The organism is Parvimonas pharyngis (genome assembly GCF_046569675.1).
GTDB lineage: Bacteria > Bacillota > Clostridia > Tissierellales > Peptoniphilaceae > Parvimonas.
In genome coordinates, this window is record NZ_JBKICJ010000005.1 from 95,400 (window position 1) to 113,026 (window position 17,627).

Annotated in this window: 17 protein-coding genes; all 17 read left to right on the top strand. The window is 27.6% G+C overall.

What is annotated here, in order from left to right; genetic code table 11:
* The first annotated feature begins 146 nt into the window (after nucleotides 1-146).
* The 17 genes from ACLGL0_RS06685 (at nucleotide 147) to nrdR (ending at nucleotide 17,611) form a co-directional block, all read left to right on the top strand.
* Nucleotides 147-1,367 (top strand): MFS transporter, encoded by a 1,221-nt coding sequence (locus ACLGL0_RS06685; protein ID WP_411014105.1) that lies wholly within the window; start codon nucleotides 147-149, stop codon nucleotides 1,365-1,367.
* On the top strand, nucleotides 1,367-2,257 hold the full coding sequence (locus ACLGL0_RS06690; protein WP_411014106.1) for a LicD family protein: 891 nt from the start codon (nucleotides 1,367-1,369) through the stop codon (nucleotides 2,255-2,257). The genes ACLGL0_RS06685 and ACLGL0_RS06690 overlap by 1 nt, the downstream gene beginning before the upstream one ends.
* A 158-nt stretch (nucleotides 2,258-2,415) precedes the next feature.
* Nucleotides 2,416-3,123: an NAD(+) synthase gene (gene nadE, locus ACLGL0_RS06695; RefSeq protein ID WP_411010023.1), complete on the top strand. Its 708-nt coding sequence runs from the start codon at nucleotides 2,416-2,418 to the stop codon at nucleotides 3,121-3,123.
* Between the two features lie 2 nt (nucleotides 3,124-3,125).
* The gene (locus ACLGL0_RS06700) at nucleotides 3,126-3,869 is read left to right on the top strand and encodes a YebC/PmpR family DNA-binding transcriptional regulator (RefSeq protein WP_314558278.1); all 744 of its coding nucleotides are present in this window, start codon (nucleotides 3,126-3,128) and stop codon (nucleotides 3,867-3,869) included.
* Nucleotide 3,870: 1 nt separating this feature from the next.
* Nucleotides 3,871-4,503, top strand: a complete 633-nt coding sequence (locus ACLGL0_RS06705; protein WP_411014107.1) for a TIGR01906 family membrane protein — start codon at nucleotides 3,871-3,873, stop codon at nucleotides 4,501-4,503.
* 9 nt (nucleotides 4,504-4,512) lie between these two features.
* Nucleotides 4,513-5,262 (top strand): prolipoprotein diacylglyceryl transferase, encoded by a 750-nt coding sequence (gene lgt, locus ACLGL0_RS06710; RefSeq protein ID WP_411014108.1) that lies wholly within the window; start codon nucleotides 4,513-4,515, stop codon nucleotides 5,260-5,262.
* Between the two features lie 286 nt (nucleotides 5,263-5,548).
* Nucleotides 5,549-5,986 (top strand): division/cell wall cluster transcriptional repressor MraZ, encoded by a 438-nt coding sequence (mraZ, locus tag ACLGL0_RS06715; RefSeq protein ID WP_233056299.1) that lies wholly within the window; start codon nucleotides 5,549-5,551, stop codon nucleotides 5,984-5,986.
* An 11-nt stretch (nucleotides 5,987-5,997) separates the two neighbouring features.
* Nucleotides 5,998-6,930 (top strand): 16S rRNA (cytosine(1402)-N(4))-methyltransferase RsmH, encoded by a 933-nt coding sequence (rsmH, locus tag ACLGL0_RS06720; protein WP_411014109.1) that lies wholly within the window; start codon nucleotides 5,998-6,000, stop codon nucleotides 6,928-6,930.
* Nucleotides 6,931-6,943: 13 nt separating this feature from the next.
* Nucleotides 6,944-7,309, top strand: a complete 366-nt coding sequence (locus ACLGL0_RS06725) for a septum formation initiator family protein (protein WP_314558286.1) — start codon at nucleotides 6,944-6,946, stop codon at nucleotides 7,307-7,309.
* Nucleotides 7,310-7,410: 101 nt separating this feature from the next.
* Nucleotides 7,411-9,834 carry a penicillin-binding transpeptidase domain-containing protein gene (locus tag ACLGL0_RS06730; protein WP_411014110.1) on the top strand — a complete coding sequence of 808 codons (2,424 nt, stop codon included), beginning with the start codon at nucleotides 7,411-7,413 and terminating at the stop codon, nucleotides 9,832-9,834.
* Between the two features lie 15 nt (nucleotides 9,835-9,849).
* Nucleotides 9,850-10,821 carry a phospho-N-acetylmuramoyl-pentapeptide-transferase gene (gene mraY / locus ACLGL0_RS06735; protein ID WP_314558292.1) on the top strand — a complete coding sequence of 324 codons (972 nt, stop codon included), beginning with the start codon at nucleotides 9,850-9,852 and terminating at the stop codon, nucleotides 10,819-10,821.
* A 13-nt stretch (nucleotides 10,822-10,834) separates the two neighbouring features.
* Nucleotides 10,835-12,160, top strand: coding sequence for a UDP-N-acetylmuramoyl-L-alanine--D-glutamate ligase (gene murD / locus ACLGL0_RS06740; RefSeq protein WP_411014111.1), 1,326 nt, complete (start codon nucleotides 10,835-10,837; stop codon nucleotides 12,158-12,160).
* Nucleotides 12,160-13,263 (top strand): FtsW/RodA/SpoVE family cell cycle protein, encoded by a 1,104-nt coding sequence (locus ACLGL0_RS06745; protein WP_427189422.1) that lies wholly within the window; start codon nucleotides 12,160-12,162, stop codon nucleotides 13,261-13,263. Before murD ends, ACLGL0_RS06745 begins: the two co-directional genes overlap by 1 nt.
* Nucleotide 13,264: 1 nt before the next feature.
* On the top strand, nucleotides 13,265-14,377 hold the full coding sequence (murG, locus tag ACLGL0_RS06750) for an undecaprenyldiphospho-muramoylpentapeptide beta-N-acetylglucosaminyltransferase (RefSeq protein WP_411014113.1): 1,113 nt from the start codon (nucleotides 13,265-13,267) through the stop codon (nucleotides 14,375-14,377).
* 788 nt (nucleotides 14,378-15,165) lie between these two features.
* Nucleotides 15,166-16,029 (top strand): cell division protein FtsQ/DivIB, encoded by an 864-nt coding sequence (locus ACLGL0_RS06755; protein WP_411014139.1) that lies wholly within the window; start codon nucleotides 15,166-15,168, stop codon nucleotides 16,027-16,029.
* 80 nt (nucleotides 16,030-16,109) lie between these two features.
* Nucleotides 16,110-17,165 carry a cell division protein FtsZ gene (gene ftsZ, locus ACLGL0_RS06760; RefSeq protein WP_314558306.1) on the top strand — a complete coding sequence of 352 codons (1,056 nt, stop codon included), beginning with the start codon at nucleotides 16,110-16,112 and terminating at the stop codon, nucleotides 17,163-17,165.
* Nucleotides 17,165-17,611, top strand: a complete 447-nt coding sequence (gene nrdR / locus ACLGL0_RS06765) for a transcriptional regulator NrdR (RefSeq protein WP_314558308.1) — start codon at nucleotides 17,165-17,167, stop codon at nucleotides 17,609-17,611. Before ftsZ ends, nrdR begins: the two co-directional genes overlap by 1 nt.
* Nucleotides 17,612-17,627 lie beyond the last annotated feature (16 nt).

Sequence of the window (17,627 nt, forward strand, 5' to 3'; positions counted from 1 at the left end):
GATATAATGATTTTGTTAAAAAATGATGGTATATGGCTATTTTACAATTATTTCATTAGATATTAGTTATGTGTTTACACATTATTTTTTTAGTCAAAAAGTTAGAATGGAATATTATATTTATTTTTATTATTTGGAGGAAGTATATGTTCGGTTATTCAAAAAAAGAATTGAGCTGGATTTTATATGATTGTGCTAATTCTGCTTATTCTATGGCAATTACTACAGCATTATTCCCAATTTATTTTGGGATGATTGGTGGAAATGAAATGAATTTAGGATACTATAATTCGTTTGCAAGCATTATTATAGCTATTCTTAGTCCTGTGCTTGGAACTATAGCTGATTTTAGAGGTATGAAGAAAAGATTATTTACGTTATTTTCAATTATTGCAATTTTTTCTACACTATTTTTATCTTTTGCAGGTGAACTAGGATTACCTTTATTGATGGCTTTTTTTATTTTAGGTAGTGTAACTTTTGCAGGTTCTAATATTTTTTATGATGCATTTTTAGTTGATGTAACAAATGATGAAAGAATGGATAAAATTAGCACTGCAGGGTTTGCCTATGGTTACATAGCAAGTGTAATTCCATTTATGTTTTGTTTAGGGGCAGTTTTAATCTTTGGAATGAAAAATCCTCTTGGTTATCAAATAGGCTTTATAATAACGGCACTTTGGTGGTTAGTACTTACGATTCCAATGTATAAAAATGTAGATCAGGTATATGGAGTTGATCCAGTTCCTAATCCTGTTAAAGAAAGTTTTTCAACAATTTTCCATACATTAAAAAATATTAAGAAGAACAAAGTAGTAGTTATATTTTTATGTTCCTACTTCTTATATATTGATGGAGTAGATACTATTATAAAAATGGTTATACCATATGCTAAGTCCGTTTTAGATGCAGATAAATTTAATACGCTTGTTCTTTTAGGTATTTTAATCTATGTTCAAATAGTAGCCTTTCCTTTTGCTATAATTTATGGAAAGCTAGCAGATAAATTTGGAACTAAAACTATGATTAAAGTTGGAATTATTACATATATGGTTTCCGTTTTTTTTGCGTATTTTATGAGTAATCTTATTCATGTTTTTGTTTTATCAACATTTATTGCATCTGCTCAAGGTGGAATTCAAGCTTTGAGTAGAAGTTATTATGCAAAGATTATTCCAAAAGAAAATGCAAATGAATTTTTTGGATTCTATAATATATTTGGAAAGTTTGCAGCTATAGTAGGACCTTTTATTATGAGTTTGATAACTACAATAACTCATAATCCAAGATATTCTATTCTTGGTATTATTCCTCTATTTGTTGTAGGCTATATTATAATGTTACAATTACCGAAGGAAGAGAAATAATGATTTTTAAATTTGATTCAAAAAATACTTGGAAAATAAAAAGTGAATACAAAAAGAGAAAATTTGATATAGATTTTGAGGCTTTAAAGAAAAAGGAATTAGAAATTCTTAAGAATTTCATTACTTGTTGTGAAAAGATGAACTTAACATATTATATTGGATTTGGAACTTTGCTTGGAGCTATAAGACATAAAGGCTTTATCCCTTGGGATGATGATGTTGATGTTTGTATGCCGAGAGAAGATTATGATAAATTTATTGCTGAAGCTAGTGAATATTTGCCAGAAAATTATTTTATACAGACAATGGAAACTGATCCAAAGTATGCTTTAAATTTTGCAAAACTTAGGGATAGTGATACAACTCTTTTTGAAAAACATGTTATTGATGTTGATATAAATCATGGAGTATTTATTGATATTTTTCCGCTAGATGGGTATATCAAAGGTCAAAGTAAAGTTATGGATTTAAGGGTTAAACAAAAACCTGTGTTTGAAGAAGCGGATACTAATGCTTTTTCAAATGCTATAAGTGGTTTTAGTAAAAAGTTTGTTTATAAATTGGGAGAAACAATACCAAATAAGATAAAGACAGATATATCAAAAATGTCTGTTCCAAAAGATAATCCAAAATTTGCAGATTGCGAATATGTTGCTTGTCTAGTAGATAATTTTTATATTATGCCTTTTAAAAGAGATTTGTTAGGGACGGGAGTAAAAGTAGACTTTGAAGATTTGAAAGTTAATGCTCCTGAAAATTATGATGAATATTTAAGAGTTTTATATGGTGATTATATGAAATTGCCACCAGAAGACCAAAGAGAAAATCACCATAATTTTCATCTTGCAGATGTAAATAAAAGTTTTAGAGAATATCAAGAAAAAAACTAAGCTATGAGTAAAATCATAGCTTTTTTTGACTTTTTGTAGAATTTTTTTTGATTTTTTGGTATAATAATTACAGTTTTGCGCTATTTGTGAAAATATTAAAAATGTAAAGACTTATAATTGGTTTGTATATTTAATAAAGACTTTAAGGGGGTGTTATTATGAAAGAAGTAGTTGATAATCTTGTTGAATGGCTCAGAGATTCTGTAAAGGAAGCAAATTGTAAAGGAATAGTTTATGGACTTAGTGGAGGAGTTGATTCAGCTGTTATTGCTGCACTTTCAAAACTTGCCTTTGGAGATGAATCTTTAGCTATAATGATGCCGATAAATAGTTCTTTTGAAGACGAAATAGATGCAAAGTTAGTTATTGACAAGTTTAATTTAAATGCTATTAAAGTTGATTTATCAAGAACATATTCTGAATTTGTAGAAGTTGTTGAAAAAGGTGATAATCAAATGGCTTATGCTAATGTTAAGCCAAGACTTAGAATGACAACATTATACTATTATGCACAATTAAAAGGATATTTAGTCGTTGGAACAAGTAACAAATCAGAATTTACTGTAGGATATTTTACAAAATATGGAGACAGTGGATCTGATTTAATGCCATTAGTAGATTTTACTAAGAAAGAAATATTTGAATTGGCAAGATATTTAGAAATTCCAGATAAGATTATTCAAAAGCCACCAAGTGCAGGTCTATTTGAAGATCAAACTGATGAAGACGAAATGGGTTTTACCTATAATGATTTAGAAAAATATATAAATAATGAAAAAATAGATGAAAGAATAGAAGAAAAAATTAATAGAATGGTAAAAATTTCTGAGCATAAAAGAAATTTTGCAAAAGGATTTAGGAGGTAATTATGTCAGGACATAATAAATGGAGCACGATTAAGCATAAAAAAGGAAAAGAAGACGCAAGAAGAGGAAAAATATTTACAAAACTTGCTCGTTATATAATTGTAGCAGTTAAAGAAGGTGGAGCAGATCCGGAGTACAATCCTGCATTAAAAACTGCAATTGAAAAAGCAAAGGCAGAAAATATGCCTAATGATAATATTGAAAGAGCATTGAAAAAAGGATCTGGAGATGGAGATTCTTCTAACTATGAAACAATAATATATGAAGGATACGGTCCAGAAGGAATAGCAGTAGTAGTTGAATGTTTAACAGACAATAGAAATAGAACTGCTGCAGATGTAAGACATGCATTCGATAAGCATGGTGGAAATTTAGGACAAAATGGTTCAGTATTATTTATGTTTGATAAAAAAGGAGTTATTGTAATTTCTAGAGATCAAGCTGAAGAAGATGAATTAATGGACTTCGCTTTAGAAAATGGGGCAAGTGATTTTGAATCTGATGAAGAAGGATATACAATATATTCTGAAGTTGCTGATTTTATATCATTAAGAGATGCGTTGCAAGAAAAGGGATATACTTTTAGCGCTTGTGACTTAGAATATGTACCAAGCAATAATTCTCAAATTACAAATCCAGATAATATTAAAAAAATGGTTAAGATGATCGACCAATTAGAAGATAATGATGATGTTCAAAATGTTTACCATAATTGGGAAATACCTGAAGATCTAGATGTAGAATAGTATGAAAAAAATATTTGCTTTTTTGATTTCGTTGAGTATAATTTTATGTATCTTATTATATTCAATTGATTTTATGGCTAAAGATATTTCTTACTATAATAATTTTCATACAGAATATAAAATTGATGAAGAATCAGGGCTTTCTAAAGAATGGATTGAGAGTGCTAGTAAATCGTTAGTTGAATTTATAAAAAATGGAGATAAAGAAGTTTTAAAAAATCATTTCAATGAAAAAGAAATTTCACATATGGAAGATGTATATAAACTTTTTAAATTAGACAGAATAGTTTATTTCATTTTATTTATCATTTCGTTTATGGTATTGTTATATAAAATATTTAAAAATGATAATTTATTTTTAAAATATATAAAAAAGTATATTTTGATAGCTTATCTTTCTGTGATTTCTTTTCTTGGTGTTTGTTCTATATTCTTTTCGGATAGTTTTATCTATTTCCATAAATTATTTTTTAATAATGATTTGTGGCTTTTGGACTATAAAACAGACTTAATGATAAGAATATTACCTGAAGAGTTTTTCTTTGTGTTATTTTTAAATGTACTAGTAATATCAACGATTGTTATTTGTTTAATTTATATTTTTTTAAGTATGAAAAATTATGATTATAATTAGGAGAAAAATATGGAAGTAAAAATTGACAGAGTTGCATTTTCTCTTTTTGGAGTAGATATAATGTGGTATGCCATTATTATTTGTTTTGGAATTATGGCAGGACTTTTTGTAGCTACAAAAAACTCAAAACTTAGAAATATAAAAGAAGATGATATTTCTAATTTATTGCTTTTTGCATTACCTATAAGTGTTATAGGAGCAAGAATATACTATGTAATATTTGAGTGGGATAAATATAAAGGTAATTTCAAATCAATGATAAATATTAGAGAAGGTGGATTAGCTATATATGGCGCAGTTATCGGGGCTATAATTGTGGTTTACTTTTTTAGTAAATATAATAAAATTGATTTTAGAGATTTAGCTGATGTATGCGCTCCAGGGCTTATTCTTGGACAAGCAATTGGAAGATGGGGTAATTTTATAAATCAAGAAGCTCATGGCACTGAAACAACATTACCTTGGGCGGTAATAATTGATGGAAAAAAATATCATCCAACATTCTTATATGAATCAATAGGAAATTTCTTGATTTTTATATTTCTAATGATTTATATCAGAAAATATCAAAAGAAAAAAGGTGAGATAATACTTTTCTACGCAATTTTGTATGGAATTGTAAGATTTTTTGTTGAAGGATTAAGAACAGATAGTTTAATGTTCTTAGGTTTCAGAGTTTCACAAGTTTTATCACTTTTTGGAGTGATAGTAGGAAGTATTCTTTTCTTCTTAAATAGAAAATATGGAAAAGATATATAATTAATATAAATTTAACTACATAGATTAATCTATGTAGTTTTTTTTTACAAAAAAATAGAAAAAAAACATAATTTTTTAAAAAAAATTTAGGAATTTTCCTCCACTTTTTTTGAAGTTATTAATAAAATATTTAAAAATACACGTTTTAACATAAAATTGTATTTTTTATTTTTTAAAAAATTTTTGCAAAAAGGGTTGCAATATATGAAAAAATAGTATAAAATATAGATGTATCAAAAAATGTGGTACAAAATGGAGTAAAATGGAGTTAGATTTTTAGGAGGTGATGGCATTGTTTTTAGGAGATTTTCCACATACTTTAGATGATAAAGGCAGATTGATTATGCCATCAAAATTCAGAAATGAGTTAGGATCTAATTTTATAGTTACTCGTGGTCTTGAAGGCTGTCTATTTGTTTTTACTGAACAAAAATGGACTGAATTTACAGAACAGCTTAATTCAAAGGGTTTTAGTAAAAAAGACGTGCGTTCAATTACTAGATTCTTTTGTAGTTGTGCTATGAATTCTGACTTAGATAAACAAGGAAGATTTGTTGTAAACAAAAATCTACGTGAATTTGCCGGAATCGAAAGAGATGTAATGATTATTGGTGTTTCCGACAGAATTGAAATTTGGTCTAAAGAAAAATGGGATGAATATAGTCAAGCTGAATATAGTAACGACGATATTATGTCTGAAAAATTTGATGGTCTTGATTTTTAAGGGATTTAATTATGGAATTTAATCACATACCAATAATGTTGGATGAAGTAATAGATAACCTAGATATAAAACCAGATGGAATTTATGTAGATTTAACTGTTGGTGGTGCAGGCCATTCAACTGAAATTTTAAAAAGAATAAAAAATGGAAAACTAATTTGTGTTGACCAAGATGAAGAGGCTTTATCTGTTGCCAAAGATAGACTTTTAAAAGTTTCAAATAATGTTCTATTTTATAAAAGTAACTTTGAAAATTTTAAAGAAATATTGGATTATTTTGAGATAGAAAAAGTTGATGGTGTTTTATTAGATATTGGAGTTTCTTCATATCAAATAGATAATGGACAAAGAGGTTTTTCTTATATGATTGATGCTCCATTGGATATGAGAATGGACAGAGATCTTAAAAAAACAGCATTTGACGTTGTAAATTTTTACAATTCTGATGATTTGGAATATATTTTTTATAACTATGGTGAAGAAAAATGGACGAAAAGAATTGTAGAATTTATAGTTAATTATAGAAAAGAAAAGTTAATAAGAACTACTTTTGAATTAGTCGATATTATTGAAAGGGCTATTCCAAAATCTGTTAGAGCTAAAGGTGGACATCCTGCAAAAAGAGTGTTTCAAGCAATTAGGATTGAGGTTAATAGAGAACTTGAGGTAATAAAAAATGTAATCCCTGATATAGTGGAAAGATTAAATGAAAATGGTAGATTATGTATAATAACTTTTCACTCTTTAGAAGATAGAATAGTGAAAGATTCATTTAAAGACTTGGCTAGAGGATGTATTTGTCCAAAGGAATTATATGTTTGTGTTTGTAATAATAAGCCAAAGATAAAGATTATAACTAAAAAACCACTAGTGCCTTCTAAAGAAGAAATGGAAAAAAACCCAAGATCAAAAAGTTCAAAATTAAGGGTTTGTTCAAAGTATTAGGAGGATGATTTATATGAGCATGGCTCAAGTAAAATATATTAACGTTTCAGGCGAGAGAATTTCGGAGCAAAACAAAAAAGCCTACGGAATTACCAGAGAATCCAGTTTATATAAAAACATTGCACTTATCTCATTGATAACTGTTACAGTTTTGTTTAGTGTAGTGATTTTATATGGATATCTAAATATTGCTCAACAAAATAGAATAATAAATACACTAAACTCTGAAATTCGCTCGTTAGAAACAGAAAGAGATGATCATAATATGAAACTTGAGCCTTATAAATCTGTTGATAGAATTGCAAAGATTGCAAGACTTAATTATAATATGGATTTTCCAAAAAAAGAACAAGTTAGATATTTAGATAAGATTAAATAATTTATTTTGTTGTTTAACAACAAGGTTCCCAGGAGCCCACCCGATGCTAAGCATCAAGGAATGGGTGGGGTTCTTATTAAACTTAGACAAGGGGAGTTTAAATGAAAAATAGGAAATATAGTATTAAAAATAAAACAGTCTCTTCTCGTTCGGCTGTTTTATTTTTTGTATTTATAATACTTTTCAGTATAATAATTACTAAATTGGCATATTTACAATTATATTCAGGAAATAAATATAGTGTTGAAGAATTTAAAGATTCTGTTAGTTATACAGAACTTGAAGCTAAAAGAGGTTCTATTTTTGATAGAAATGGAAATATATTAGCAAAGAGTATTAGTGTCTATAATGGGTATTTTTCAACTTTTGATTATAATCGTTATAAAAAGTCTACAGGAAAAAATAAAGATGCTGAGACGGAAAAATTAGATAAAATTTTTGATATTTTACAATTAAATAAAGAAGAAATTTTTGAAAAAGCTGATCAATATAATAATTTATTAATTAAAAAAGATATAACAGAAGAACAAAATTCTGTTGTGAAATCTAAAAATTCTCTTATTATAAGTGTCAATAATAGTAAAGAAGTTTATTTTTCTATTTTAGAATATGATAAATTTAAACTTTATTCTCAAAAAGCTAGAGAAACAGAAGAAAAGAAATTAGATGAAATATTTTCTGCTCTTGAGCTTGATAAGAAAAAAGTATTTGATAGAGCTGATAGAGGAACGAATTTTAAAATTAAAAAGAGTATTAGCCCTGAAGTAGCTAAAGAAATTAAAGATATAAATTCTTCTATTATTAGTGTAGAAATAGAACAAAGTAGAACTTATGTAGACGGAACTTTAGCACCTTTTGTTATTGGTCATGCCAGTGAAAATGGTGGACAAAGTGGAATCGAAAATTATTTAAATAATTCTTTAGCTGGAACTAATGGCTCAAAGAGAGTTATTAGAGAAAGCCTTAATAAATCAGTAGAAGATGTAGTAGAAGCAAAAGATGGAAAAGATTTATACTTAACCATTGATAGCACAATTCAAAAATATGTTTCGGATTATGGAAAACAGTATTTTGATTTAGAAAAGCCAATAAAATTAAGTATTATAGTATCAGATGTAACAAATGGTGATATTATTGCAATGGATAGTTTTCCAAAATATGATGCTAATAATCCAACTGTTCCACTTGATGAGACTGCTCTTAAAGAATTTGAAAATTTAGACGAAAAATCAAAATTAGAAAAAGTATATACTATGTGGAGAAACCCAGCTGTTAGTGATGCATATGAGCCAGGTTCAGTATTCAAGCTGATCACTGCGGCATCTTCTTTAGAGGAAAATACAGATACTTTAGATTCAACATTTTTCTGTAATGGATTTATAAAAGATATTCCTGGAATTACTCTTAGATGTTTTAACTGGCAAAATCCTCATGGTAAAGAAACTTTTACAGAAGCAATGGATAATAGTTGTAACCCTGCTTTTGTACAAATGGTTAGACATTTAGGTAAAGAAAAATTTTATAGATATATAAATGGTTTTGGTTTTGGAAATAAGACTGGAATAACTTTGCCAGGAGAATCTATTGGAAAAATACCAAAATCTTTATCTGATATTGGAGCGGCTGAACTTGCAACAATGAGTTATGGTCACGGTTTAGCTGTAACACCAATTCAAATGATAATGGCTGCAAATGCAGTTGTTAATGGAGGCTATTTATTAGAGCCTCAAATTAGTATAAAAAATGTAGAAAAAGATTCAGAAGATAAAATTAAATTAAAAGAAAATGAAGCCATTGTTAAAAATCAAATTATCTCCAAAGAAACAAGTGATAAAATGAGAGTAATAATGGAACATGGTGTAACAGATGGTATTGTTAAGAAAGTATACTCTAATAGCGTTAGAATTGGGGGAAAATCTGGTACAACAATAAAAGCTGTAAATGGTAAATATGATGATAAAAAGACAATTGCATCACTGTATATTGCTTTTCCTATTGAAAATCCAAAATATAGTATTTTAATTGTTTTTGATGAACCTAAGGTGAATGTTGGTGGTACAAGTGTATGTGCACCACTAGCGAAAAAATTAGCTGAAGAAATTGTTGAGTATAAACAAATTGCTAAATCAAATGATGAAAATGCATTAGTTAGAAAAACAAGAGTACCAGATGTAAGAGGTTTAACATTAGAATATGCTTCTGAAATTTTAAAAGAAGAATATTTAAATTATACAATTGACGGATCAGGCTCTTCAAAATCTGTAGTAACAAAACAAAGTGAAGATCCTGGAAATAGTGTTGTTGATGGAAGTACAATTAAGTTGACATTATCAGACGATGAAAACGAAAAATTATTAGTTGTAGATTTTTCAAAAATGACATATCAACAAGTTATTAATGTTGTAAATAAGATGGGATACAAATATAAAACTTCTGGTGGTAAAGGTAAATTTGTATCTTCAAGTAAAGAAATAGGAAGCTATATTTCTAAAGATGAAGAAATAGTGCTTACATTTGAAGACTAATTTAGGAGATGAACAATGAGAATATCAAATTATACACTATGGAGTGTTTTAGTTAGCTTTTTTCTAACGGTGATTATAGCTAAGTATTCTATTCCTTATTTAAGAAAGTTTAAACTAGGTCAAAATATAAGAGATGATGGTCCTCAAAGCCATTTATCAAAAGCAGGAACACCAACGATGGGTGGAGTATTCTTTGTTGTGGCAATTATACTTACTACATTTTGTTTAGGTAATTTTTCAAGAGAAGTTTTTTCAGTATTAATTGGAATGTTAGGATTTACTTTCATTGGATTCTTAGATGACTTCTTTAAACTTGTTATGAAAAGATCGTTAGGACTAACTGAAATTCAAAAATTGATAATTCAATTTGTAATTAGTATAGTTGTAATTATTTTTATTGAATTAGTTGTAGGAACAGATTTAACATATCAATTAGTACCTTTTGTTAAGAATCCTGTTCACTTTGGATGGATAATATACCCAATAGTTATTTTTGTTATGATAGGAACTGCAAATGCAACAAATTTGACTGATGGTTTAGATGGTCTTTCATCCTCAGTATCAATACCTGTATTTTTAGGACTAGCAGTTATAAGCTCATCAAGATATCCAAGTGTTGGAGTATTCTCATTAGTGTTTATGGCTAGTTTAATGGGTTTTGTATTATTTAATTCATACCCTGCAAGAGTTTTTATGGGGGATACTGGTTCAATGGCATTAGGTGGTGCTATTGCAACAATTTGTATTTTAAATGGAATGATTTTCTATTTGCCAATTATTGGTGGAATTTATGTAATAGAAGCATTATCAGTTATTATTCAAGTTGTAAGTTATAAGACAAGAAATAAAAAAAGAGTTTTCTTGATGAGTCCTATTCATCATCATTATGAGTTAAAGGGATATAAAGAACCACAAATTGTTACAGCATTTGCTGTAATTAGTGGAATATTATCAATAATAGCTGTGAATTTATTTTATAGCATTTAATTAGGAGTAGTTTATGGAAATTGCAAATAAAAAAGTTTTGGTTATAGGTTTAGGTTTATCTGGAATCTCAACTATAAAAACTCTTAGTTCTTTAAAGGCTGATGTTTATTGTTATGATGACAAAGAAGAATCAGAATTAGGAAGTGTTTTTGAAAAAATTAAAGATTTTAATTTTAAGTTTATTAAAAATTATAAAGAATATTATTTTGATTTTATAGTTAAAAGCCCAGGAATTAAACCGATTAATGAAGTAATTAAATATTTTGAAACCAAAGAAGTTCCAATTTATACAGATTTAGAATTAGCATACTCTTTATTTCCAAAAAGAAAAATTATTGCAATTACAGGTACAAACGGAAAAACTACTACAACAAGCTTAGTAGGAGAAATTTTTAAAACGGCAAATATCAAGTCAAAAGTAGTTGGTAATATTGGAATTGGTATGCTTTGGGAAATATATAATTCTGATGAAGAAACTGTTAATATTATTGAAGTAAGTAGTTTTCAACTTCATAATACTGAAAATTTTAAACCTACTATTGCGTCAATTGGTAATATTACTCCAGATCATATTGATTGGCACGGAAGTTATGAAAATTATATAGAAGATAAACTAAAAATATTTAAAAATATGGATAAAAATGGTTATCTAGTTTTAAATATTGATGATGAAATTTTAAATAATATAAAAGTTGAAAATACAAATATTACAAAGATTTCATTGAAAGATAATAGTGTAGATTTTTATCTTAGAGAAAATAATTTTTATCATAAAAACGAAAAGTTATTTTCTATGAAAGATTTAAAAATTTTAGGAAAACACAACGCTCAAAATGTTTTAATTTCTATCGCAATCTGTTATAATTATGGTATAAATCTAGATACTATTATTTTTGCATGTAAAAATTTTGGTGGCGTTGAACATAGAATTGAATTCGTTAGAGAATTTAATGGAATTAAGTTTTATAATGATTCAAAAGGAACAAATGTAGATTCAACTATAAAAGCTGTAGAAGCATTAGAAAAACCAATAATTTTGATATTGGGTGGGTATGATAAAAATGTTGACTTTAACCCTTTATTTGAAAGTTTTAATGGTAAAGTAAAAGCTCTAGTTCTAGTTGGAGATACAAAACAAAAGTTTTATGAAACTGCAAAGAAAAATGGATTTGACAATAATATATTAGTTAATGATTATAAAGAAGTAGTAGAAAAATGTATTGAACTTGCAAAAAGTGGTGATAATGTATTACTTTCACCAGCGTCTGCTAGTTGGGATATGTTTAAAAGCTATGAAGAAAGAGGAAATTTATTTAAAAAGTTGGTAAATGGATTATAATGAATAAAATTGACAAGTATACTAAAAGGCTAATTATAGTTGTAGTGCTGTTACTTCTATTTGGAGTAGTAATGGTATTTAGTTCAAGTTGGCCATATAGCTATAGAATAAAAGGAAATGAAATAGAAATAACAAGAAAACATGTAATATTTGTTGCTATTTCTGCTCTATCTATGTTTTTATTTTCACATATAAATATTTTAAAATTTAGAAAGCAAAGTCCGAAAATTTTTATTGCTGTATTTCTTATGGGATTTTTAGTGCTTACACCACTTGGAATGAATATTTATAATGCTAGAAGATGGATAAAACTAGGTGGGTTTACATTTATGCCTTCTGACTTTATGAAAATCGCTTCAATTATGATGATGGCATATATTATTGATCGATATAAGAATAATTTTACTTTTAGGAATATATTTCTAAAATATTTTGTAATTGTAGCTTTATCATCCATTTCAGTTATGATTCAGCCGGATTTTTCAACTACATTAATAATTATAGGAACTTTAACTGCAATGTATGTAATTGCTGGGATGGATAAAAAAGTATTATTATTCTCTGGAATGGGAATTGTACTTGCTAGCGCTGGTGTTATATATAAGTTAAATTCTGGATATAGTAGAGCGAGTAGAATTCATGCATTTATTAATCCGTTAAAATACAGAGATTCTAAATCATGGCAATTAATAAAATCTCTTTTTGCAATAACGAATGGTTCAATTTTAGGAGTTGGACTTGGAAATGGTAGACAAAAATTTACATTGTCCGAAGCACACAATGACTTCATTTTTGCGACTATTGCAGAAGAATTTGGATTTGTAGGGTCAGTAATTTTGATTGGGGTATATATCTATTTAGCTTACCTTGGAATAATGATTGCAAGAAATGTTAAAAATTTATATGGACAAATGGTAATATTTGGGATAACTTTCTCAATAGGACTACAAACATTAGTAAATATAGGAACAGCTACAGGAACAATTCCTCCTACAGGAGTTACTTTACCTTTTATTAGTTATGGTGGCTCATCTTTGGTTATGACTTCAATAATGATTGGAATAATTTTGGGAATTGTAAGACATGATACTAAAGGGAGATAATATGAAAGTTGTAATAACAGGTGGAGGTACAGGAGGACATATATATCCTGCCGTTGCAATAATTGAAGAATTAAAAAAAAGAGATGAAAGTATAGAAATTTTATATATAGGTTCGAAAAATAGTATGGAAAGCGAATTGATTCCAAGCTTAAATATCGACTATAAATCAATAGAAGTAATGGGACTTCCTAGAAAAATCAATTTGAAACTTTTTAAGTCTGCATTTGTATTGTTAAAAGGACTGTCTCAAGCAAAGAAAATATTAAAAGAATTCAAACCAGATGTAGTTATTGGTACTGGAGGATTTGTAACAGGACCAGTTTTATATAAAGCACACAAACTTGGAATTTATACAATATTCCACGAACAAAATAGCTACCCTGGAATTACAAATAGAATATTATCAAAATATGTTGACGCTATGGCTGTTACATTTAAGGAATCTATTAAATTCTTTAAAAATAACGAAAAATGTGTTGTAACAGGCAATCCGATAAGAAATAGATTTGAAGTATTGGATAGAGAGAGTTCATTAGAGTTTTTTGGACTTGATAAAAATACCAAAAATATATTTTCTTTTGGAGGAAGCAATGGTAGTGAAGAATTAAATAAAGCTGTAATAGGACTTCTAGATAAATTTAATAGTAATGAAAAAATATCTTTAATTCATGTTACTGGTAAAAAAAATTATGATAAATTCATAGAAGAAGTAAATAAAAGAGAAATTAAAATTGGTAAGAATGTAAGAATCTTACCTTATATGATAGAAATGGATAAAGCATACGGAGCTTCAGACTTAGTAATAACAAGTTCTGGAGCAATAACACTAGCTGAGATTTCAAAAATTGGATTGGCTAGTATATTAATACCGAAAGCTTATACTACTGAAAATCATCAAGAATATAATGCTAGAGCCTATAAAGATATAGGAGCTTCTGAGCTAATTCTTGAAAAAGATTTGAATTCAGATTTATTATGGGAAAATATAGAAAAAATAGTTTTTGATAATAATAAACTTGAACAAATGAAAGAAAACGCAAAGAAATTTGCAACACCAAATGCAGTAAGCGATTTTGTTTCAATTTTTTATGATAAATTTAAAGGGAGGAGATAAGGATGTCTGGTAATAACGGAAAAAAGCCAAAAATATTTGTAAAAAAGAGATCTGATGAAGTTAGTTCAGAGCATGATGAATTTTATGAATATGATAATTTGAAATCTAAGAGTTATACTATTGACGAATCATTCTTTGAAGATTTTGAAAGTGTAGATTTTGATAAGAAAAATTACGAGAAAGAAAATGCTTCTTCTGAAGAAACAAAAGATGAGGTATTAACATCTGCAGAAATTTTAGAAGATGAAGTTTTTCAAGAAATTCCTAACGAAATTGATGCTAAAGAAGAAAATGAAGTTGAAATAGTAAATGAAAAGGAAGAAGAAACTCTTAAGGATATTAGTGAAAGCAAAGAATTTGAATCTAAAGAAGAATATGAAGAAGTATTAGATGAAGATGACGATGATGATTTTGGAAGTTTAGAATCAGAAGAAGATATTGTTCCAAATGTTGAAAATCAAGTAGATAAACAAGCAGAAGAAGTTCAAAATGATAATTTTCAATCTAATAATATACAAGAAGAAAATATTTTAGAAGAAACTCAACAAATTAAGGTTCAACCTGAAGATAAGTTTGAAGATGGAGTTGAAAATTCTGAAATACCTGTTGTAGATAATAATGAAGAAGATTCAATATTTAACAAATATAGTATTGCAAATAATGAATTATCAAGTAATGAAGGAAATTATGATTCTTTATTTGAAAAAAATCAAGAAATAATCGAAAATAATGAATTAGTTGAAGAAGATGATGACGATTTTGGAAGCTTAGATGAAGTTGATACTACAATGACACAAGCTTTTGTAAATGTAAATCAAAAACCAGATTATTATGAAGATTTGAAGGATACTACAGATGAGTTTTCTTTTGATGAAGAAGATGAAGATGAAGAAGATGAATATTATATAGACAAGAAAGGTAATAAAAAGAAAAAAAGAAGAGGGTTTAGATTATTCTGTAAATTCTTATTAGTATTTTTATTAGCATGTTTTGCAATATCAGTTTATTTTGGTTTAACTCATGATTTATTTAAAATAGATTATATAAATGTTGTTGGAAATGTAGCAAACGAAAAAGAAATTTTAATTTCTAAAAGTGGAGTAAATATTGGAGATAATATATTTTTAGTTTCAACAAGTAAAATTAAGAAAAACTTAAAAGAACTTTCAAATATTGAAAGCGTAAATGTTAAGAAGAATTTTCCTAATATTCTAGAAATAGAAGTTAAAGAAAATTATGTAAGTGCATATATCAATACTGCTAGTGGATTGACAACAATAGATAACTACGGAAAAGTTAAAGAAGTTGCAACTGATAATTCTAAAGCTTCTGGAATTCAGTTGAAAGGTATTTCTGGAACTGGATTAAAAGTAGGAGAAAACTTCTCTAATGATGAGGATAAAGTTAAATTCTTACTTGATATAATAACAAAGGAATATTACTTTGATATTGTTAGTATAGATTTTACAAATGATTCAGAAATTGTTTTAGAATTCAAAAATTCTTTCAAAGTTACATTTGGAGATTTAAAAGATTATGCAAAGAAAACTCAAATAATTGGAATTTTAATTAAAAAGATACAATTAGAAGGAATTAATGCAAAAGAAATTATATTAAATGTTGGAGATAATCCAATAATCGTTAAAAAATAGTAGAATTTTGTTTGAAAATTTAGTATAATAACAATGGTTATCTAAATAATTAAGTATAAATAACATAGGAGGAAATTATAATGGCATTTGAAATGGAAGTTTATGGAAATGATTTAGCAAAGATTAAAGTATTTGGTATCGGTGGAGGCGGAAATAACGCTATCTCAAGAATGAAACAATCTGGATTAAGAGGTGTTGATTTCGTAGCAGTAAATACTGATAGACAAATTTTAAATTCTATTGATATAGAAACAAAAATCCAAATTGGAGAAAAATTAACAAGAGGACTTGGAGCTGGAGCTAATCCATCAGTTGGAGAAAAAGCTGCAGAAGAAAGTAAAGAAGAAATAATGAAATCTCTTGAAGGAACAGATATGGTATTTGTTACTGCTGGTATGGGCGGTGGAACAGGTACAGGTGCTGCTCCAGTTGTTGCAGGAATTGCAAAAGAAATGGGAATTTTAACTGTTGGTGTAGTTACTAAACCATTTACTTTTGAAGGAAGAAAAAGAGCAATCCAAGCTGAACAAGGTATTGAAGCTCTTAAAGAAAAAGTTGATACTTTAATTACAATTCCAAACGATAAATTAATTCAAATTGCTGAAAAGAGAACTACAATGTTAGAAGCATTCGCTATGGCTGATGAAGTTTTAATGAATGGTATTCAAGGTATTTCAGATTTAATAGCTGTTCCAAGTATAATTAATTTAGACTTTGCAGATGTTAAATCAGTAATGGAAGATAAGGGTGTTGCTCATATGGGTATCGGTAGAGCAAGTGGAGAAAACAGAGCCATTGAAGCTGCAAAAATGGCTATTAATAGTCCTTTACTTGAAACTTCTATTGATGGAGCTAGAGCTGTTCTTCTTAATGTTACAGCTGCAAATGTTGGTCTTTTCGAAGCGCATGAAGCTGCTGAATTAATTAGAGAAGCTATTGATGGAGATGCTAATGTAATCTTTGGTACAGGTGTTGACGAATCATTAGGAGATGATATTAAGATTACTGTTATTGCAACTGGATTTGATCCTCTTGTATCAGGTGGAATTAGAAGATCATCTGGCGTTGAAAAAAAATCTGTATTAGATAAAAAAGATGACGGATTAGATTTAGACATTCCAAGTTTCTTAAGATAATGAAATGTCCTAACTGTGGAGCAGAAACTACTAGAGTTTTAGATTCTAGAAATTCTCATGATAAAACTTATGTAAAGAGAAGAAGAGTTTGTGAAAAATGTAATTATAAATTTACAACTTATGAAAAAATGCCTGAGTTTGTAATTTTTGTATTAAAGAAAGACGGCTCAAGACAAATCTTCTCAAGAAATAAAGTTTTTGCTGGTATAAAAAAATGCTGTGAAAAAAGAAATATTGAAGACAAAGAGATAGAATCTGTTATAGATAGTATTGAGATGGATATTAGACAAAATTATAAAAATGAAATTAAATCTACTCAGATTGGAGAATTGGTTTTAAAATATTTAAAATCACTTGATGAAGTTTCTTATGTTCGTTTTGCTGCTGTATATAAAGACTTCAAAGATAAAAAAGCATTTTTGGAATATTTACAAAAAGAATTTTAGAGGTGAATGAAAATTC

What these genes read in the sequence shown, in the direction of transcription:
- mraZ (WP_233056299.1), top strand. Translation starts at nt 5,549, where the DNA reads ATGGCATTGTTTTTAGGAGATTTTCCACATACTTTAGATGATAAAGGC.
- murD (WP_411014111.1), top strand. Translation starts at nt 10,835, where the DNA reads ATGGAAATTGCAAATAAAAAAGTTTTGGTTATAGGTTTAGGTTTATCT.
- mraY (WP_314558292.1), top strand. Translation starts at nt 9,850, where the DNA reads ATGAGAATATCAAATTATACACTATGGAGTGTTTTAGTTAGCTTTTTT.
- ACLGL0_RS06730 (WP_411014110.1), top strand. Translation starts at nt 7,411, where the DNA reads ATGAAAAATAGGAAATATAGTATTAAAAATAAAACAGTCTCTTCTCGT.
- ACLGL0_RS06685 (WP_411014105.1), top strand. Translation starts at nt 147, where the DNA reads ATGTTCGGTTATTCAAAAAAAGAATTGAGCTGGATTTTATATGATTGT.
- murG (WP_411014113.1), top strand. Translation starts at nt 13,265, where the DNA reads ATGAAAGTTGTAATAACAGGTGGAGGTACAGGAGGACATATATATCCT.
- lgt (WP_411014108.1), top strand. Translation starts at nt 4,513, where the DNA reads ATGGAAGTAAAAATTGACAGAGTTGCATTTTCTCTTTTTGGAGTAGAT.
- ACLGL0_RS06700 (WP_314558278.1), top strand. Translation starts at nt 3,126, where the DNA reads ATGTCAGGACATAATAAATGGAGCACGATTAAGCATAAAAAAGGAAAA.
- ACLGL0_RS06690 (WP_411014106.1), top strand. Translation starts at nt 1,367, where the DNA reads ATGATTTTTAAATTTGATTCAAAAAATACTTGGAAAATAAAAAGTGAA.
- ACLGL0_RS06755 (WP_411014139.1), top strand. Translation starts at nt 15,166, where the DNA reads ATGACACAAGCTTTTGTAAATGTAAATCAAAAACCAGATTATTATGAA.
- ACLGL0_RS06705 (WP_411014107.1), top strand. Translation starts at nt 3,871, where the DNA reads ATGAAAAAAATATTTGCTTTTTTGATTTCGTTGAGTATAATTTTATGT.
- ftsZ (WP_314558306.1), top strand. Translation starts at nt 16,110, where the DNA reads ATGGCATTTGAAATGGAAGTTTATGGAAATGATTTAGCAAAGATTAAA.
- ACLGL0_RS06745 (WP_427189422.1), top strand. Translation starts at nt 12,160, where the DNA reads ATGAATAAAATTGACAAGTATACTAAAAGGCTAATTATAGTTGTAGTG.
- rsmH (WP_411014109.1), top strand. Translation starts at nt 5,998, where the DNA reads ATGGAATTTAATCACATACCAATAATGTTGGATGAAGTAATAGATAAC.
- ACLGL0_RS06725 (WP_314558286.1), top strand. Translation starts at nt 6,944, where the DNA reads ATGAGCATGGCTCAAGTAAAATATATTAACGTTTCAGGCGAGAGAATT.
- nrdR (WP_314558308.1), top strand. Translation starts at nt 17,165, where the DNA reads ATGAAATGTCCTAACTGTGGAGCAGAAACTACTAGAGTTTTAGATTCT.
- nadE (WP_411010023.1), top strand. Translation starts at nt 2,416, where the DNA reads ATGAAAGAAGTAGTTGATAATCTTGTTGAATGGCTCAGAGATTCTGTA.